The following is a 16,288-nucleotide window of genomic DNA, read 5'->3' on the forward strand; positions in this document are numbered from 1 at the left end:
ACAAAGGGCGCCCTGTTACGCATGTCCCGGTGCGGTTTCCATGGGTTGGTCAGTATCGGCGAGCGGGATCGCTTGCCCAGGCACAAGGATCGTGCGCAGCGCCTTGTCGGCGAATACTCTTTCACGTGCCGTCCGGCTTTCGAACCAAGACAGGACCATTGAGGTCGGCATAGCCACGGCCAACCCTACGGCAGTCGTGATCAGAGCCACCCAAATTCCGCCCGCCAAAAGTGACGGATCAACAGACGAGCCAGCGGATTGCAGGCTTTGAAACGCCTCGATCATACCCAGAACAGTCCCGAACAAACCCAGCAGCGGGGCCAACTGCGCCACCGTGTCTAACAGGCGAAAGCCGCGTTCAAGCCCGGCCAGCGCCAGCCCGGCTTCGGCATCCAGACGTTGGTCCAGCCCCGGTGCATCCGGCGCATCCATGGCCACTTCGACCAACGGGGCCAGATAGCTGCGGCTTTTGGCCAGCCGCGCGCGCGCCGTCTGCTTGTCGCCATCATCCCAGGCGGCCAATGCCTGCGACAACACCCGGTGCCGTCCAACACCTGACACGGTGAACTGCCAGACCTTATAGAGCGTCACCGCAAGGGTCACGACGGACATGGCAATCAGGATCGCAACAACCGGCCCGCCAAGGTTCAGGATTTCGCGCAGCGCGTCAATCGGGCTCATCCCAGAAGCTCCACGTCTGTGCGGGTACGCAGCTTCAGTGCCTCAATGCAGATCGGACTGTCTGCGCCGTCGACCGAGCATTTCTTTGCACCGTTGATCAGCACTTGGCCGATGGACGCGCAGCTTACGTCGCGCAGGTCAAATCGCCGTAACCGGGGGCGATCCACGGGCAGTTCGCGAAAAGGGTACAGCGTCAGGGTGATCAGACTGCCAGATGTGTCGAAGATAACCGTTTCGAAACTTGCGTCTTCTATGTCGACACCGGTTTTGTTTTCGACCAGGAAGTTCATACGACAGCCCTGTTCGACATCCTGCAAGGCATTCAATTCAATCTGCAAATTCCCCGGCCCACTGTCCTGAGACTGCGCGGCAGACGCGAACGGCAAGCTACAGAAGATCAAAGCCACAAGGGCCGGGCGGAGAAACGGCATTTACGTGCTCCCGATTGTTCAAAGTGGACATCGAAGACCGACGACACTTGACTGGCGATCCGCTACACATAGCGAACACCGCAAGCCGGTAAAAGAGTAGCAGACGGCTTTGTGAATTTCGTGGCAGACCTGCGCCTATTCGGTTGTAGTGTCACCATTTCCCGACGCCTCATCAGAGGGTCGACGCGTTGCGAATGCACAGGCAACCAACCATTCCATCGCGTTCGCCTTCATGTCATGTTCCGCTGTCACGGCGATACTGCGACTTTCGAAGATCTGATTGTAAATCGGCCAGTCATCCTGGAGAGAAGGGTAAATCGACCCTTGTGTCTTTCTCTGCTCCCATTTGTGCATCTTGCCTCCTGCTACTCCAAAGCTGATCTGGCCGGGAATCGTGGCCGTTCCACGCCGGTCGGTCATCAAAGGGTCCGAAAAATCGCGATGCCCCATACCTTGCACAAAACTGACATTGGCGGGATTGCAGCCCAGCCCGAACCACATGCCTTCCGCAGCCTTGTTCAGCAAATCCTGCGGCACGTCCTCTACCAACGCACCGTACATGGCAAACTGCCCGGCTCTCCAGTTCGAGCCGGGACCAAAACGCATCCAACCCCGGCCCCAAGGGTACGTGGCCGTCGTGTGCAACCCGAAATCCCGCCCCATTCTTTCGCCTTTCAAAGCGCGCGATTTTATCCATCGACCGATCGCGGAATACACCTTGCTGTTTACGGGCCTGCCTTCTTTGGCGGCCTTCATATATTCGGTATTGCTGTAGGGATAGACACCCAATCGAACGCCGTCCACAGGCGTATCAGCCTGCGGGGCAAACGGGTTATGAGCTTCAAACGCGGCGCGCGCCTGTTTGTTACCGGTCGCCCGATACAAAGCCGCCGCGGCAGCGACACGAGCCTCGGCGACCCTGCTTTTCGACAAAACGGCCGTCTCATCAGCTTCGTCCATGTCCGGCACGGGTTGCTGTTCCGCCCAATTCCACGCCGACAGGGCCTCGGCAATGATCGCATCGCCCAGCACCTGGTCTGCGCAGGTGTTCTTGATCACATGCCCCAGCTTGGCTGCGCCGAAGACGAACCGATAAGCGGCCCAGACCTCGGGTCCATAGGCATAGATTTTCTGTACCGGGTTCCATGAAACCGATCCAAATATCCCGCTTCTGGAATACTCGACGCCCCCTATGATCGCACCATCCTCGTGCTGTGTGCGACGCCACAAAGACGCGCCCCAAAGTGCCTCGTGGATCAGATCAGGCAGGACGGTTTGACCATCTCCGATATCCTGCGCGTTCTTTTTGGCCTTCACGGCCGGATGCGCGAAAGGTTTGCCGCTTTCAGGCAGATTCAGGTCCAGAGTTCGACAGTGATCATGAGCCTCGACAAGTTCGGCCATGTGAAAGACCACATCCATGTGCTGCACGCGGCGATCCCAGTCACCCGCGTCATGCCATCCACCCCATGCGCTTGGATTGGTCGACATCGTCGACAGTTCGGGCGCGGCGTCGGTACCTCCTGCCCCCTGCACATACTCGGACAGCAATTCAAAAACGCGCGCTTTTCCGTAGCCCTCGCTTGTAACGCCCAGTTTAACGTCCGTTTGCCATATTCTGAGCCCATCGTCGGGGTGGCCGTCGCGCGGCCGCGATATCCCCTCGCCGAATGGTTCCACAATTTCACAACCGGATCTCTGGTAATAGTACCAGCGGGCAGCCAGTCGCAGGGCTTTGTCGTAAGGTGCAAGTGATACAGGGAAGGGAAAGGACCGACCCAACCCGTCGACATGAAGATGAAAATCTCCCTCGAGATGCAGGTCAGAAAAGTCAGCCTCATATATATCGCAGCCATTGAAATTAAGGTCTTTCCGATGCGGCTCGGCCCCAGGTTTCACAAGTCGCAAACGACCTGACATCGCTTCGGCCCCGTCTTGGGTGGACGTAAGGCGCCAAACCGTGTCTTCCGATACTGCGCCATCCGTGTTTCCGGCCCGGCCGTTCTGGTCCTGACCCCACCACGCACCGACATATGCCTTCTTTGGCCCGATCAGAGGATATCCGGCGTGACAAATGTGGATCGCTTCGCTGAACGGGTTTTTTTCTCGGCGGTGTTCGATCTTTTTTACAGATGGCCCCTTGATAGCAACGACCGCACCGTCGGGAATGTCTTGATCCAGTTCGAAGGTTACAACATGCCTTTTCGTGCTTTCGAAACGTCCGTTTGCGACTGCCATCGTCTGAACAGGTGTAGATTTGCGGTACAGCGCGGTCACCTGCACGGCTGTACCGTCGACGGTCACTTGCCACTGATCGGCCTCATCAGCCAAAGCGTGCTTTTGATGGTCTTCTTTGCCCAGACGAAACCCGCCCAAGCGGCTGCCCTTCTCGACTTTGGCCCAACTTGTGAAAAGTTGAGGCATGGTTGCACTCTCATTCCCCGAGAAGTTCCCTGAACGACCATTCAACTTCCCAACCGAACCGAAATCCTTTGTTGGGTCCGGCGACCATACGACTCGGTCACTAGGGGTCACTTCAACAGATTCAGGTGCTGCCAATTTGGTATCAACAAGAGTGAGCTGGATAGTACTTGCGCCAACAAATCCAACACTATCTTCTGTCACATGCTGACGCGCCTGAGCATGAACCGGCGCGGCCCCAATCGACAAAAGCCCTGCCAAACAGGTGCTTTGCAACAAAAAAATACGCCGAGACAAAGCCATTGATCATGCGCCCCCTTCTGATCATTCGCCTATCTTACACCCTTCGATCCAAACTGCGAACGAAGCGCCAGATCAATTTCGGGCGAAACAAGCTGTCCGGGTACATGATCACGCCACACAAGCCTTCGAACAAGGCGACGGGTTTGCGCCCATACAGGTACTGATTTCGGACACCCGACCAAAACGCATCTATGTGCCGCGCACGTAAAAGAAAACGCAAACGCGCGCCGAATTCTTTTTGCATCTCAGGATTAACCGCAATCTTCTTGACGCAAGGCACCTGCTGCACAAACAGCGAACTGCGTGTTTTGAAATTCGCCCCGTTTGCGACCTGACGGTAATACAACAAAGCCGGGCCTCGGATCACGCTGAATTGGCCATGCAGCAAGACACGGCACCAGAACTCCCAATCTTCCCCGGCGGTCAGGTCTTCGTCATATCCTCCGGACAGCCGTGCCACCTCGGTGCGCAGGGCAAGCGCGCCTCCGTTTACGACAAAGTTCTTTTTCAACAAAGCAGGCAGTTGTTCTCCGTCCGGTACCAGCGACCTGTTATCAGCACCGCGCAGATGTTCACCATCGACATTAATACGCTGGACGCCCGCCAGCGCTCCGATTGCGTCAGAACCTTCGAGAGCGTCCTTGTAAAACAGCAGCCCATCAGCGTGCAGCAGATCATCCGCATCCAGGAATAACACGTAGACACCACGCGCCAGACTTAGACCCAAGTTTCGTGCGGCGCTAACACCCTTGGCCGGCCCGACAACGGGAATGAAACGCGGGTCGCGACCGGCAAACTCTTCGATGATGCCCCGAGTTCCGTCGGACGAGCCGTCGTCAATACAAAGAACCTCGAAATCTGCGAAGGTCTGGGCAACAAGGCTTTGAAACGTTTCTTCGATGAAACGTTCCATGTTGCGTGCGGGAATAACCACCGAAAACACCGGGTTTGCCTGCTGCATGTCAACGCCCCCCTATGCGATCGACCTGAACGGCCGCCGCGCTATATTCGGAAAAGGTTAATCGCGCCATCGCCGCCAGCATTCCCGCACCACGACAGACTTCAAGAACACCCCGATACATCCTTGCTCTGGAGCCGAAACCCAAACACAGGCACAAGGCTGCCCCCCACCCGATGGCCCCGACGCCTTTGACCATCCGTAGAACCACCCCCTGACGCCGGATCAACGCGATGCGCCCCAATGTATTGCCCTTGCGGAACCAACGTCGGCTTAGCCAACGCATGGTGGTCCTGTTTTCCGGGACATCATCCCAAACCAGCGCATCGGCTGCAGACCGGATCGTGCCGCCCGTTTGCTTTAACCGCGAAAAGAACTCTTCATCCTCGCCTCCGGTCGTGTTGAAGCGCATGTCGAACCGCAGGCCATGCGCCCGAATGACCGCAGCATCCGCGATCGAGTTGTTCGTTGCAGCAGAAGGTAACTGAGCCCGATGTTCATAAGGCCCCATTTGAAACAGCCCTAATGCGTCCACCCAATCTGGCGGTTGTTTCCGGTATTTGGGCTGGACTGCGCCCTGCACAGCAACCGTCTCGGGTGTTTCAATCACATCAAGCATGCGCGCCAACCAAGTAGGAGAGGCCGTTTCGTCATCGTCCAGAAAGGCGAAATACCTTGCATCATATGGGGCCTCAGCCAGAGTCCGGTTGCGCGCCGAAACAATTCCGCGCTCGTGCTCGATCACGTAGATCACCGGCCAAAGGCTGAGCCCGTGTATGTCGCCTAACTGGGATTGTGCCGTTTCATCCGGCGCGTTGTCCGCGATGACCAGCGTGATCTGGACATTCCAACCGTCCAGATACTGCGCATTCAGGCTTTCGATCAGCATTTTCAGCCCATGGGGTCGCCGATAAGTCGCAATGCAAATCGCGACATGCAGAACGGGGTCTTGCTGAACCTTAGCGCACATTTTCAATCGCCCCAACTGGTTGGAAGAACCCCATGACTCACCCTTGGGATTCGGAACGGTCAGCAAACACGTCCCGCCATGTCGGCCACGGCAAGACATCCCGACCAGCTTGTTGGGCCACATATTCCATGTCCGGCATGAACTGACTTGCCAGGCGTTGCCGCGTTTCCGGCATTGGCGGTGCCACTTTGGTTTTCAGGTGCTGCCTGTTCATCGACAGCGCCTGTTTCAATCCCGGCAATTCCTTCAGGGAACTTACCAGACCCGGCATGCCCAACGAACGGATTGTATCGCCGCCATATCGGAGTGTTTTTTGCACCCCGGGCATCCTATACGTGATGCTTTCGTGATGACGGGCACCCAGGGACACGGGGTTGGCCTCGGCCGCGACGCCAAGGTGGTCGCAAACTTTGTCATAGGTGCCACGAGGGTCGGCGGAAATATCCTCGGAGAACAGCAACAGCAGCGCATCTCGATCAAAATGGGCAAGCCAACTTTCCAGATTGGCCTTGTAGTGACTTTGAAGCGCATAGGCAGGGTTTTGTGCCCATGCGGTCTCGAACGAAGTTGCCGGATCAATGTGGCCCTTGCGTATTTCGTGCATATGGTTCGAAAACGCCCGCTCGATCGGATCACGCAAAATGCAGATCAGTTTGAGATCTTTGTTGTAGGCCCGTGCCCTCTGAGCTGCGTCACGACTGAAAAAATAGGTGGGCGAACACTCACCCCTGATACGGCCCTCAGAATTGTCGTCGAAACAGGATTCGTACCACGTGTACCCACGGTCATAGTTTGCAGTGAAAAAGTTCAGCTCTTTCGTTTCGCTGGTTACCACGTCAGGGTGTTCCGCGAGGACATGATGCAGCCATGTTGTCGCGGCTTTTTGCGCGCCAATGCCAATAAATCCGACTTTCGCCACTTTAAAACACCTTCCAACTCATCAACAGAACCCGCCCGACGACTTGAAATACTAAATACGCCGGCGGTGTGTGTTATTGCCGTCGCAATCGCCGGGATATGTCTTTTCTCAGAACAATACTCAGCGCGTGCGGAATGGTGTGCACATACCTTTTGATCAGGTATCGCGGACCAGTTGCAATTCGGTGCAGCCATTCCAGCCCCGACTTTTGCATCCACAAAGGCGCCCGAGCGTAATCACCAACTATGTAGTGATAACACCCGCCACAGGTCACAATCCAAGCGCAGTTTTCCAACTTTGGAGCAATGCGCGCAGCGAAATATTGCTCTTTCGGCTTACCCAACCCAACCCAAAGAATATCCGCGCCGCTCGCATTGATATCTTCGATAATGGCATCTTCTTCGCTTTCGTCGAAGTACCCATTGCGCCGTCCGGCAATTTTCAAACCGGGATACAAATCCTTGAGTTTTTCGGTACAGTCGCGGTTTATTTCTTCGACGCCGCCCAACAAATAAAAACTAAGATCATTCTTCACGGCGACTTTTGCCGCCGAATGAATAAAGTCAGTGGTCGCAGTTCGTTCGGGGATTCGGGGTTGGCCCTTAATGAACTTGGAGGCCCAGACAACAATCTGGCCGTCCGCATGGACAATATCGGCAGAGTTCATGACCTTTGTGAACCGTTCATCCGTGGAATACGCGGAAATTGCATGCGCATTAGACGAAAACACCGTCAACGCACGGCCCAGCTGTCCTGACCTACGTTGCTTCACGTCTTCAACCATGGCTGACGTGAGTTCTTCGTCACTTGCAACTGCGACAGGCATTCCACCCACCAAAATATGCGGCAAACGCATTTCGGCATGTTTACTCATAATCAGTCGTCCCTAAAAACAAAGGTAGATACTAGGTACGGCGTAAGGTTAGCAGGCGTAGTGATTCTTACTATTAAATTTGGCTCTGAAACCCGGATTGCGGGCGAATTAACCTAAGTTAAGACTATTCTTATCACGTTATCTCGACTTTTAGCATCAATAGTTAAAATTTTAGTCTATTGTTCGCGCAATTGCAGATTTTCCTGTTGAATGCCCCCCTCTCGGCTTATGTTTCAAGATATAGATATTTAGTTTGTTTGTGAGTTATGACCGATCAGTACCGAAGAAGTTTGGATGCGGAACTATCAGGACTGGGACTGACCTCGGCAGGCGACCCGGAGCTTAGGGTTCTGTCAAACATTGCCTGGGCAATCAGGCGTTCTTTGTTTTGGGTACTATGTTTAGGTTTCATGGCGGCAGTTGTGGCCTATGCCCTGACGTATCTGTCGGTTTCAAAATATACGTCGAACGCCAAGGTAATGATCGAAACCCGCGTTCAGACAGAAACTGAATTCACACCGCAAGTATCCGGTTTGCCCTTGTCGCTAACTTCCCTTGAAAGCGAACTGGTCTTATTGCGCTCGACTGACTTGATAGAAACTGTCGTTGACCGGTTGGAGTTGCAGAACGACCCCGAGTTTTCAGGGCAAGACGAAGCTATTTCGTTGTCTCCGATTGATCTGGCACGGGGGCTGAAAGACCAGCTGGTCGCCTACCTTGTTGGAGAAGACAACGAGCTGGCGACCAGCGGTGAAGGTCAGCCAGAACTGGACCTGACGCGAGAAACCACCATAAAAAACCTGCAAGACTCAAGAAATATTGAACAGATTGGCGATCTTTCGGCGGTTTACGAAATTCGGGTAACCTCGGAATCTCCGCAAAAAGCGGCGTTAATCGCAAACAGTCTGGCTAGTGAATATATGACGCTTTTGACCAGAATGAAGCGCGACGACCTTGTGCAATCGCAGCAATGGCTTGCCACCCGGATCGGTCAAATACGCGAGGACCTGAACACGCTCAGCTCGGATCTCGAGGCGCACTCGATTGATACCCCCTTCACTCCGGACGAATACGCGACAATCAAGGCGCAGAGAATTAAGGCCGAAAAACGAGCAGCTCTGGTTGGTGATGAACTGTTTGAGATCGACGGGAAGTTAAAGACCCTGCGTTTCCTGAAAAGCAATGATCAACTGATTGAGGCGGTCGAGTTCGCGGCAGAGACCGGGCTGATGTCCCAAGTTCCGGGCAAGGCGCTCGACTCTAAGGAAAGCGTTGCGGTGCTCGAAGATGCCCAAAATGCTGCAGAACGCAGATCTGACGTTCTGAAAGGGCAACTTGCGGCACTGAATCTCACTATCGAAAACTTCAAGGAACAACAGGTTCGTCAAGTTCAGCACGATTCAGTCACCAAGAGAATTGAAAACGAAATTTTGGTCGCTGAAGCAATCTATCGAGATTTTGTTTCTCAGCTTGGCCGTCGTGCAGACCAAGGAGAGTACCTGGACGCTGGCGCGCATATTATCGAAACCGCGCGGGTTCCCGTTGAGCCTTCCGAACCACGGCGCTCCGTTACTGCGCTTATGGTCATGATCGTGGTTGTTTTCTTTGGGTTGGCATATGTTGTTATTCGCGAACTATTCCAAAAACGCCTGAGAACGACTTACGAACTTGAAAACACCACTGGCATCAAGTTGTCGGCGATTGTGCCAGAAATGAAACGGAACCGTCCGTTCGAAACATTTTTTACAAAGAACGGTAAGATCGATTCCCAGCTTCTTCACTACGGGCGCAAGCTTTTGGCGAACGCCGATTTTGGCTTACGAACACTTCGCCAGGATGGGGAATTGTCGACGTCTCAAGCTGCTGAGTTTTTTTCGAAGAGTCTGGACATCAAAAGCAACCATCGTACTCCGGAAAACGGGTGCATGATCTTTTCAGGCGCAACCGCGCTGGCGGATGAAGGCAAGACCTCTACGCTTCTACTGCTTGGTGCTGTCGGTGCCCAGGCGGGGTATCGAACATTGATCGTGGATTGCGACACAGTAACATCGACTTATCGAGACCTGTCTCAAGTCACCGAAGAGTCTCTGAAATACGCTGTCAACCACCCGTTATCTCTGCAGGATTTCATAGTTGGAACACCACAGGACGGGTTGGATGTTCTTCCCCTTGTCGGAACGCAAAAAGACACCAAACTGATCAAGTCCGTTGAGGATTTTCTGTGTTCTCAAACTTTCCTGAACCTACTGCATGGGTTGGCGGATTCATACGAGGTCATTCTGTTGGACACGCCACCACTTTTGCAGGCCGTGGAGTCCGCCTATCTTTCTCAAGTGTCGCAGCGTGTCATTCTGTTCACGCGCTGGAACAAGACTGACAGAAACTATGTTATGCAGGCAATGCGTGAGCTGGAAAATGCAGGGGTACGTCCGGCTGCCTTGGTCGCAACTCGCGTGGATATGAAGCAAATTAGAAAATATGGCGATCCGCTAATGGCGTAAGCCGGGTTAGCCGGTGGGTTCAAGCGTGCAGAACGTCTGCCGTCGTGAGTTTGAATGCGACCTGCCGATAAACACAGTTTAGCCAGTTTCGGTTCAGCACAAGGTCGGAAGAGAACGCGATCACTCCGTCAGCGGAGGCTCCGGCGCGATTTCCTGGACCGAGATCTCAAGGCTATCCCCAGGCAGCAACTGAGTCAGCTTGTCGACCTCTCGGGATTGCAACTGGCCATCTACCATCCGAAAAACGGTAACGGTGTAGTCGATATCCATAATCAGGCTTTCAGTACCGATTTCATCCGAGGCGCCCGCAAGATACTTCGAAATAGTGTCCATCTGATGCCGCGCGTCGCGAACGTCCAAAGTAGCTGCCCTTCGTTCCTGAAGCAGCCGCAACGATCGCTCTTGTTCGTATTGCTCTTGGTCCCGTATCAGCCGGGTCATGATCAGACTTGTGCCCGCGAGGTCTTCCTCGACATCCAAAAGGCGGGTCGCTGAAAGAACGGTCGTACGCCGCGTATCAGCCAAACGGGACCCAGGAGCCAGACCTTTGTCGACCAGGCTGACGACTCTAGCTTCTTCCTCTTCGTCGGCCTTCAGCGCCTTGGCCAATTCGGTCTTTTGCTCTTCGAGAATCCGAATTCTTTCAGAAGCCTGTTTTTTTGCATTCGTGAAAAATTCGCGTTCACCGGCCTCATTTTCCTGGTTGATTTTCCGGATTCTGATTTGCTCGGCCACCAATTCACTCAGAACTTTAGGTGATACCGAAACCGCAGTTTCCACTGGAGGCAGCAAATCCATGTCCTGAGCAATCTCGGACGAGGCACGCCACGCCGTAACAATACCTTCTGCATGTTTTAGTGCTGCTTGTCCGTAAGCGGTTTGCCATCGCAGCAATTGAATAGGATCAATGGTGATATCGTCAGTCAGCAGGCGGCTTCGGACGCCACCGGCCAAAGCCACAGCCTCGCGCGCGGTTATTGCCACCCGAAAATCGATTTGACCGGTTTGCGCAACATCGCCCCCTACGATAATCGGCCGGTAGCCGTTGCGCACGATTTCAATCTCATCGCCGTCCAGCTGGATAATGTAGATCTCGCCGTTCTGGTCGTATTGCTTGACGATTTTTCCGGCCGCATCCAGTCGGACGAGTTGTTCAAGTTCATCCGTGGACCTGCCCTGAGCTTGAAACTGTCCCAACCATTTTAAATTGACATCCCCATGCGCATCTATGGTCGCGTCAAAGGACAGATCCTCGAGCCCGGTGAAGGCGACAGTCACTTCGTCCCCCGGCTCAAGATCAAAATCTGCGGCTGCTGTGGTCGCCACCAACTGACTAAGGGACAAGCCCAATATCACTCCGGAGACCAAGCGAATGGCTTTCGCCCGTTGCACGCCGCAGTCACCGTTTCTTTCGTCGCGTTTCATTTCAAAATATCTCTTACCGAAAAACACCGTGACACGTCGCAGTCAGCAGCCGGTACCGTTGCAAACCGCCCCAACGGTTCGAACCAGTATCTTAAGGTCAAACCAAAGGCTGATCTTCCGCGAATAGTCGCTGTCAAAAATCGCGCGATGCGAGAATCCAACGTCGTTGCGTTCGGAAACCTGCCAAAGTCCGGTAATGCCCGGTTTCATCAGATTGTACTCCTTCCCGGGATACATCTTCTGCTGTTCAGGCAGCATGGGACGTGGTCCAACAAGGCTCATGTCACCAATCAAAACATTCCATAGCTGAGGCAGTTCATCCAAGGAGGTCATGCGGATAAATCGCCCGAGTTTCGTCACCCTTGGGTCGTCGTCCAACTTTTGCTTTGTTTCCCATTCAGACGCAAAGTTAGGATTATCGTCTAAATGTTTCTGCAAAAGCTGATCGGCGTTAGGCACCATCGAGCGAAACTTCAAAAAGTCGAATTCCCTGCCACCCAATCCAATGCGCTTTTGCCGGTAGATGACAGACCCCCCCTCAAGCTTGATCATAAGGGCAATTAAACCCATCAGCGGAAGGACAAATGGGGCACCAATCACAACCAGAAAAACATCCAGAATGCGCTTCCCTTTTACGGCATAAAAACTCTTCAAACTGTCTTTGTCACTCTCAAGCTGTACAGAAGCTTGATTATTTTGATAAATTTCAGCGTCTTCTAATTGGAAAGAACCTCGAAGTTGGTTCATGGTAACCCCCAAAACTAGCACTTTCGGACAACGGCCACATCGACGGAGCATTCTTCAAACAAAATGCACCCGAGAAACGCCTAGAACCCAAATGGCTCACGACGTTCCAGTAAACCTAATTTTCGCTCAATAGATTCGAGGTCGCGCGCGATGATGCGCGTTTACCCACCCATTATATTCTCCCGACTCACTAAAAAACGTGGTCAGAATTGTAGCCCCACAAGATGATCGCACTTCTGACGAGGCGAAACAACTTTTTTGTTATTAATTGACAAAGTGAATAGGCTCAGCTGCCTGAATTTTCCGCAAATTCCAGGCGCCGACGGTTCGCAGGACGATGTAGAATTTTTTGCTCGAAGAGTCAGATTAGCTAATCGTACAACACGCCGTCAGGCATTGCGACCAGAAGAGTTTTCGGTTTTCATCGACACTTTACGCGTGAATTTTTCACGCAACTTTAAGTTGAACGCAAAATTAAGACCCGCGATCAGAACCGGAGCACAACATCCGATGAACAAGCTGGTCAACGCAGCTGATCCAATGGTCGTTCCGGAAATAAGAAATGCTACAAAACACATTGCGGCGATCAACGGACCTGCCAGTAAGTAGACTGCTAGCATTGTTCTCTAAGCTCTTGCTCTTGCTCTTGGTGTTTCGCGTATTTTACTCTGCCTATCATGCGCCTCAAATGTGCGTTTTTTGGGGCACCCACTCACCAATATAGGTCAGTGAATCCTTTCGTTATGCTTTGACACATAATTTTGAAGCTGGTGTCATATTACCATCATATCTCTGGAACAACGACTCATCCGGCACAAAAAACCAAAATACGCAGCGTCGTTAGGCAAAATTGTGCCACCCAATATTTTTGGGCTTTGCGGGCATTGGTTAAGAAGCTGTTTATAATACGCTATTTCAAAGAGGGAAATTCGCCGATGTTCAGCCCGCGCCTGATTTTTGCGACGACAACAAGAGCGGCAGTTTGTTTTACGGCCACAAGAGTGGCAAACATCGCCACTGCGGCAAGGGTCAACAAGCCAAGTTGAACCGGCAAGCCCGATGACGAGTTGGCCAATAGCCCCAATGGAACAAAGGCAACGGTCCCGGCAATGGCCTTGTAGATTTCAGGCGCTGGCACAGTGACCGGATCAATTTTGCGACCGAAATACTGATAGGCCATAAAACTCAGGAGGGCGCTCAGTGCAAAGGCAAGAGCGGCGCCTCGCGCGCCCAAGAGCTCGATGATTAAGTAAGACAGGATCACATGCGCTATCAGGGCACAGCAGGTTATGGTCAGTTGCAACCCCGTCCGTTTCGCCCGCGTGAAAGAAAAGCTGATATAGGCACCCTGAAGCCCGAAAACAAACGAACCAAGCGTCAATATCCGAAGGTATTCTGAAGAATTCTCGACAAAATCAGCCTCGAACAGAAGACTGGCCAAGACCTCAGGAGCGCAGATCAGCGCCGCAGCAAGGGGAATCGACACCAGCATCAAGAACGAAAAGTAACGCTCCAGATAAGCGTTCGAGCTTGCGGTGCCATGCTTTTCCTGCATTTCAAAGACAGAGGGTGCGACAACGCGCATTATGGTGCTCATCAGTAGCCCCAAGGTTCGTGTAGCCAGTGCCTGCGCAGCGGCGAAGTATCCGGCAACCTCTAACCCGGCCAACGCAGCCAAAAGAGATTGCGACGACATCGCGAAGAACGTTGAGCTTGACGCAACCACGGCCAGCGGAAAACCGAACCACAGGTAGGTTTTTATTGCGCTGAGCTGTGGCCAGGCGATACCAGACTTCTTTAACGCGATACCCAGCGCATAGGCACCCGTCAGCGCAGCCCCCAGTGACATTCCGATCACCGCACTTTTGTACCCCCCGCCACTTAGCACAAGCCCGATCGCGAAGGCTACGCCAAGCGCATGACGCAGCAGGGTGACCGCAGCGAATTTCGGGCCTTCGTGATACAGCCGAAGGCACGTTGTTCCCACTTCGTGCATTGCCAGACTGACGCTGAAGATCGCAGCGTAAAACAGCCCGTCCACCCATGCTCCGGGCAAAATCAAGGAAGCAATTACGGAAACGACCAACATCATGACCGACAAGATCGCGCCCGCGCCCAAGGTCATTGCAATCGTGGTACCTTCGAATTCCTTAGCATGGTGAAATCGGCTGATCGCGATAACCAGCCAGAGAAACGTGAACGAGAACAGAATAGTCCCCAGTAACATTGTCAGATTGTACCTGGCAAAATCTGCCGGCCCCAAAACACGGGTAATTACGACTAGGATCGCCACCACAAAAACTGCGGACAGGATTCTGGGAACAAAGAACCAAGTCATCGAGACCGGCACCCTGTGGTCGCCTCTTTGAAACTCATTAGAACCTAACTGCCGTGATCAGGCACTTACACGACTCATAAACAACTGCACTGGAATTGCTGCAAGGATGGAGCCCTCCTTTTGACCTGTCAACTTTCCCCCTGGCTCGAGCAGGCAAAGTGGGCTCTGAAGCAGACTTGAACGAGCGTTCTCGAGACCGACCCGTTTCGATTGAGTTCACGAAGATAGACAAGGCGTAGGGTGGTTAGTACGCTTTCCCAGCCTGAGCCGTCTATTAGAGCTTATAGGCCACTTTTAGTCCGAACCCCGAATCGTGCCTTGACCCTATGAAAGCAACATACCGCACATTTTCGAGCCAGACCCTGGATGGGAGCACATTCCATCAGGTCGTATTAATGGTGTGCCAGGTTCTGATCGTTCTGACGGGAACTGGGCTTTTGTCCATCGTGCTGTGGCAAAACTCGCTGGCGAACAAAATCGAAATCCTATCTCTGGCGCCGATGCTTGCAATCACGTGCCTCTATTATCGGCATTTGCTCCGAGGGGCCGTCGCATCACCCGAGATCGTGTTGATTGTGATCCTTGCTGCAGCATCAGTGACGTGGAGCACCTATCCCGCCGAGTCTTTGGAACGCAGCATTCCGCTAATCGTAACAACCGCATTCGGCCTGGCCCTGGGCAGTATGATGTCGCTGCGAGGGTTGCTTTTGTTCATTGCGACATTTTTCGGCTTATCCATGGTGCTGGCAATGGGGGCAATCATTGCGTTCCCGCAAGCAAGGGGTATCCCGCCGTGGGGGGACACTTGGAATGGGATCTATATGCACAAAAATGGGCTTGGGGCAGCGGCCACAGCTGCCTTGTTGTCTTGCGCCTATGCAGTGAAAACACTTACGGGAAAACTGAAAACTCTGTTTGTTTTTCTAACATTGCTGTCCCTGTTTCTGCTTATTGCATCAGAATCCAGAACCTCTCAGATCCTGGCTGTGGTGACGATGTCTGCACTTTTTTTCCGCGGCCTCTTCCCAAATCGCGAAATCATGTGGGCCATCTGCTTCATACTAATCTCGCTGTTTTTGGTGGGCGTGACTGCATTTGTTCTGACATCGACTGTCGCAGAGCCTTTGTTCGCGCTGATCGGGCGCAAGCCAACGCTTTCAGACCGTATTCCGCTGTGGGAAATCGTATGGCCTTACGCGATGGACAGGTTTTGGCTGGGATACGGCTATGTCGCGCATTGGTACGAAGACGCACCGTACTTACGCATTTACTTCATCAAACTGGCGTTTCAGCCTTTCTATTCCCACAATGGCCTGATTGAAACTTTCCTGAATGTCGGATTTGTCGGCGTTGTTTTGTTTTTTCTTGCGCTCATGCGGTTCTTCTATGCGATTTTCTACAGCCTGTGGTTCATCCAGAACCGCGACTCGATCGCCTTCACCCTAGTTCTTGGGATGATGTTCGTCTTTGGCAACATAACTGAAAGTTTTATTCTGGAGAGGCTTTCCGCCACTTGGATGTTTTTCGTGGCTTATGCGACCAAGATGAACTTGATCGTTAGAACCGTGCGCACTGGTCAAGCTTCAGCCCAACAATAAAATTCGCGCGGCGCGTTTCCGTTATGGAAATAATATTGCATATTTTGAGCAATGTTTCCAAAAACTGCTTCTGCAATCGCGCTTTGATCTTGCGGGAAGATTGACAGCAACCCGCCAAGTGT

Annotated in this window: 13 protein-coding genes and 1 pseudogene; 4 read left to right on the forward strand and 10 right to left on the reverse strand. The window is 53.1% G+C overall.

Features of this window, described 5'->3' with window-relative positions; translation table 11 throughout:
- Nucleotides 1–15: 15 nt before the first annotated feature.
- The 7 genes from AC2FNR_RS19380 to AC2FNR_RS19410 all read right to left on the reverse strand — a co-directional run bounded on the left by AC2FNR_RS19380 (nucleotide 16) and on the right by AC2FNR_RS19410 (nucleotide 7,557).
- Nucleotides 16–681 (reverse strand): MotA/TolQ/ExbB proton channel family protein, encoded by a 666-nt coding sequence (locus AC2FNR_RS19380; RefSeq protein ID WP_170755150.1) that lies wholly within the window; start codon nucleotides 679–681, stop codon nucleotides 16–18.
- Nucleotides 678–1,112, reverse strand: coding sequence for a hypothetical protein (locus AC2FNR_RS19385; protein WP_480869060.1), 435 nt, complete (start codon nucleotides 1,110–1,112; stop codon nucleotides 678–680). Before AC2FNR_RS19385 ends, AC2FNR_RS19380 begins: the two co-directional genes overlap by 4 nt.
- A 135-nt stretch (nucleotides 1,113–1,247) precedes the next feature.
- Nucleotides 1,248–3,536: a glycoside hydrolase family 9 protein gene (locus AC2FNR_RS19390; protein WP_496850868.1), complete on the reverse strand. Its 2,289-nt coding sequence runs from the start codon at nucleotides 3,534–3,536 to the stop codon at nucleotides 1,248–1,250.
- Nucleotides 3,537–3,870: 334 nt separating this feature from the next.
- Nucleotides 3,871–4,797 (reverse strand): glycosyltransferase family 2 protein, encoded by a 927-nt coding sequence (locus AC2FNR_RS19395; RefSeq protein ID WP_480869058.1) that lies wholly within the window; start codon nucleotides 4,795–4,797, stop codon nucleotides 3,871–3,873.
- A gap of 1 nt (nucleotide 4,798) precedes the next feature.
- Entirely contained in the window at nucleotides 4,799–5,764 is a 966-nt protein-coding gene (locus AC2FNR_RS19400) for a glycosyltransferase family 2 protein (RefSeq protein ID WP_496850871.1), read from the reverse strand.
- Between the two features lie 37 nt (nucleotides 5,765–5,801).
- Complete coding sequence (locus AC2FNR_RS19405; RefSeq protein ID WP_496850873.1) at nucleotides 5,802–6,683, reverse strand: sulfotransferase family protein; 882 nt, start codon at nucleotides 6,681–6,683, stop codon at nucleotides 5,802–5,804.
- A gap of 73 nt (nucleotides 6,684–6,756) precedes the next feature.
- On the reverse strand, nucleotides 6,757–7,557 hold the full coding sequence (locus tag AC2FNR_RS19410; protein WP_170355795.1) for a WecB/TagA/CpsF family glycosyltransferase: 801 nt from the start codon (nucleotides 7,555–7,557) through the stop codon (nucleotides 6,757–6,759).
- Nucleotides 7,558–7,823: 266 nt separating this feature from the next.
- Here AC2FNR_RS19410 and AC2FNR_RS19415 point away from each other — a divergent pair.
- Both AC2FNR_RS19415 and AC2FNR_RS19420 read left to right on the forward strand, forming a co-directional pair.
- Nucleotides 7,824–8,159 (forward strand): annotated as a pseudogene (locus AC2FNR_RS19415) (Wzz/FepE/Etk N-terminal domain-containing protein); the annotation flags it as partial.
- 18 nt (nucleotides 8,160–8,177) lie between these two features.
- A complete protein-coding gene (locus AC2FNR_RS19420) occupies nucleotides 8,178–10,058 on the forward strand; it encodes an AAA family ATPase (protein ID WP_496850919.1) in 1,881 nt (626 codons plus the stop codon).
- A 120-nt stretch (nucleotides 10,059–10,178) separates the two neighbouring features.
- On the opposite strand, the gene AC2FNR_RS19425 is transcribed toward AC2FNR_RS19420, so the two are convergent.
- Nucleotides 10,179–11,483, reverse strand: a complete 1,305-nt coding sequence (locus tag AC2FNR_RS19425; RefSeq protein ID WP_353392688.1) for a polysaccharide biosynthesis/export family protein — start codon at nucleotides 11,481–11,483, stop codon at nucleotides 10,179–10,181.
- Nucleotides 11,484–11,525: 42 nt separating this feature from the next.
- Nucleotides 11,526–12,230 (reverse strand): sugar transferase, encoded by a 705-nt coding sequence (locus AC2FNR_RS19430; protein ID WP_170355789.1) that lies wholly within the window; start codon nucleotides 12,228–12,230, stop codon nucleotides 11,526–11,528.
- 258 nt (nucleotides 12,231–12,488) lie between these two features.
- Here AC2FNR_RS19430 and AC2FNR_RS19435 point away from each other — a divergent pair, with 258 nt between their 5' ends.
- Complete coding sequence (locus AC2FNR_RS19435; RefSeq protein ID WP_480869055.1) at nucleotides 12,489–12,839, forward strand: hypothetical protein; 351 nt, start codon at nucleotides 12,489–12,491, stop codon at nucleotides 12,837–12,839.
- 301 nt (nucleotides 12,840–13,140) lie between these two features.
- On the opposite strand, the gene AC2FNR_RS19440 is transcribed toward AC2FNR_RS19435, so the two are convergent.
- Nucleotides 13,141–14,568, reverse strand: coding sequence for an oligosaccharide flippase family protein (locus tag AC2FNR_RS19440; RefSeq protein ID WP_496850876.1), 1,428 nt, complete (start codon nucleotides 14,566–14,568; stop codon nucleotides 13,141–13,143).
- 395 nt (nucleotides 14,569–14,963) lie between these two features.
- Between AC2FNR_RS19440 and AC2FNR_RS19445 the strand changes: the two genes are divergently transcribed.
- Nucleotides 14,964–16,166, forward strand: a complete 1,203-nt coding sequence (locus tag AC2FNR_RS19445) for an O-antigen ligase family protein (protein ID WP_496850877.1) — start codon at nucleotides 14,964–14,966, stop codon at nucleotides 16,164–16,166.
- Nucleotides 16,167–16,288: the final 122 nt, after the last annotated feature.

It is taken from the genome of Ruegeria sp. SATB045 (assembly GCF_059613525.1).

Excerpts from the sequence above, each read along its gene's own strand:
- AC2FNR_RS19380 (WP_170755150.1), bottom strand. The coding sequence starts at position 681 with ATGAGCCCGATTGACGCGCTGCGCGAAATCCTGAACCTTGGCGGGCCG.
- AC2FNR_RS19385 (WP_480869060.1), bottom strand. The coding sequence starts at position 1,112 with ATGCCGTTTCTCCGCCCGGCCCTTGTGGCTTTGATCTTCTGTAGCTTG.
- AC2FNR_RS19390 (WP_496850868.1), bottom strand. The coding sequence starts at position 3,536 with ATGCCTCAACTTTTCACAAGTTGGGCCAAAGTCGAGAAGGGCAGCCGC.
- AC2FNR_RS19395 (WP_480869058.1), bottom strand. The coding sequence starts at position 4,797 with ATGCAGCAGGCAAACCCGGTGTTTTCGGTGGTTATTCCCGCACGCAAC.
- AC2FNR_RS19400 (WP_496850871.1), bottom strand. The coding sequence starts at position 5,764 with ATGTGCGCTAAGGTTCAGCAAGACCCCGTTCTGCATGTCGCGATTTGC.
- AC2FNR_RS19410 (WP_170355795.1), bottom strand. The coding sequence starts at position 7,557 with ATGAGTAAACATGCCGAAATGCGTTTGCCGCATATTTTGGTGGGTGGA.
- AC2FNR_RS19425 (WP_353392688.1), bottom strand. The coding sequence starts at position 11,483 with ATGAAACGCGACGAAAGAAACGGTGACTGCGGCGTGCAACGGGCGAAA.
- AC2FNR_RS19430 (WP_170355789.1), bottom strand. The coding sequence starts at position 12,230 with ATGAACCAACTTCGAGGTTCTTTCCAATTAGAAGACGCTGAAATTTAT.
- AC2FNR_RS19440 (WP_496850876.1), bottom strand. The coding sequence starts at position 14,568 with ATGACTTGGTTCTTTGTTCCCAGAATCCTGTCCGCAGTTTTTGTGGTG.
- AC2FNR_RS19445 (WP_496850877.1), top strand. The coding sequence starts at position 14,964 with ATGGTGTGCCAGGTTCTGATCGTTCTGACGGGAACTGGGCTTTTGTCC.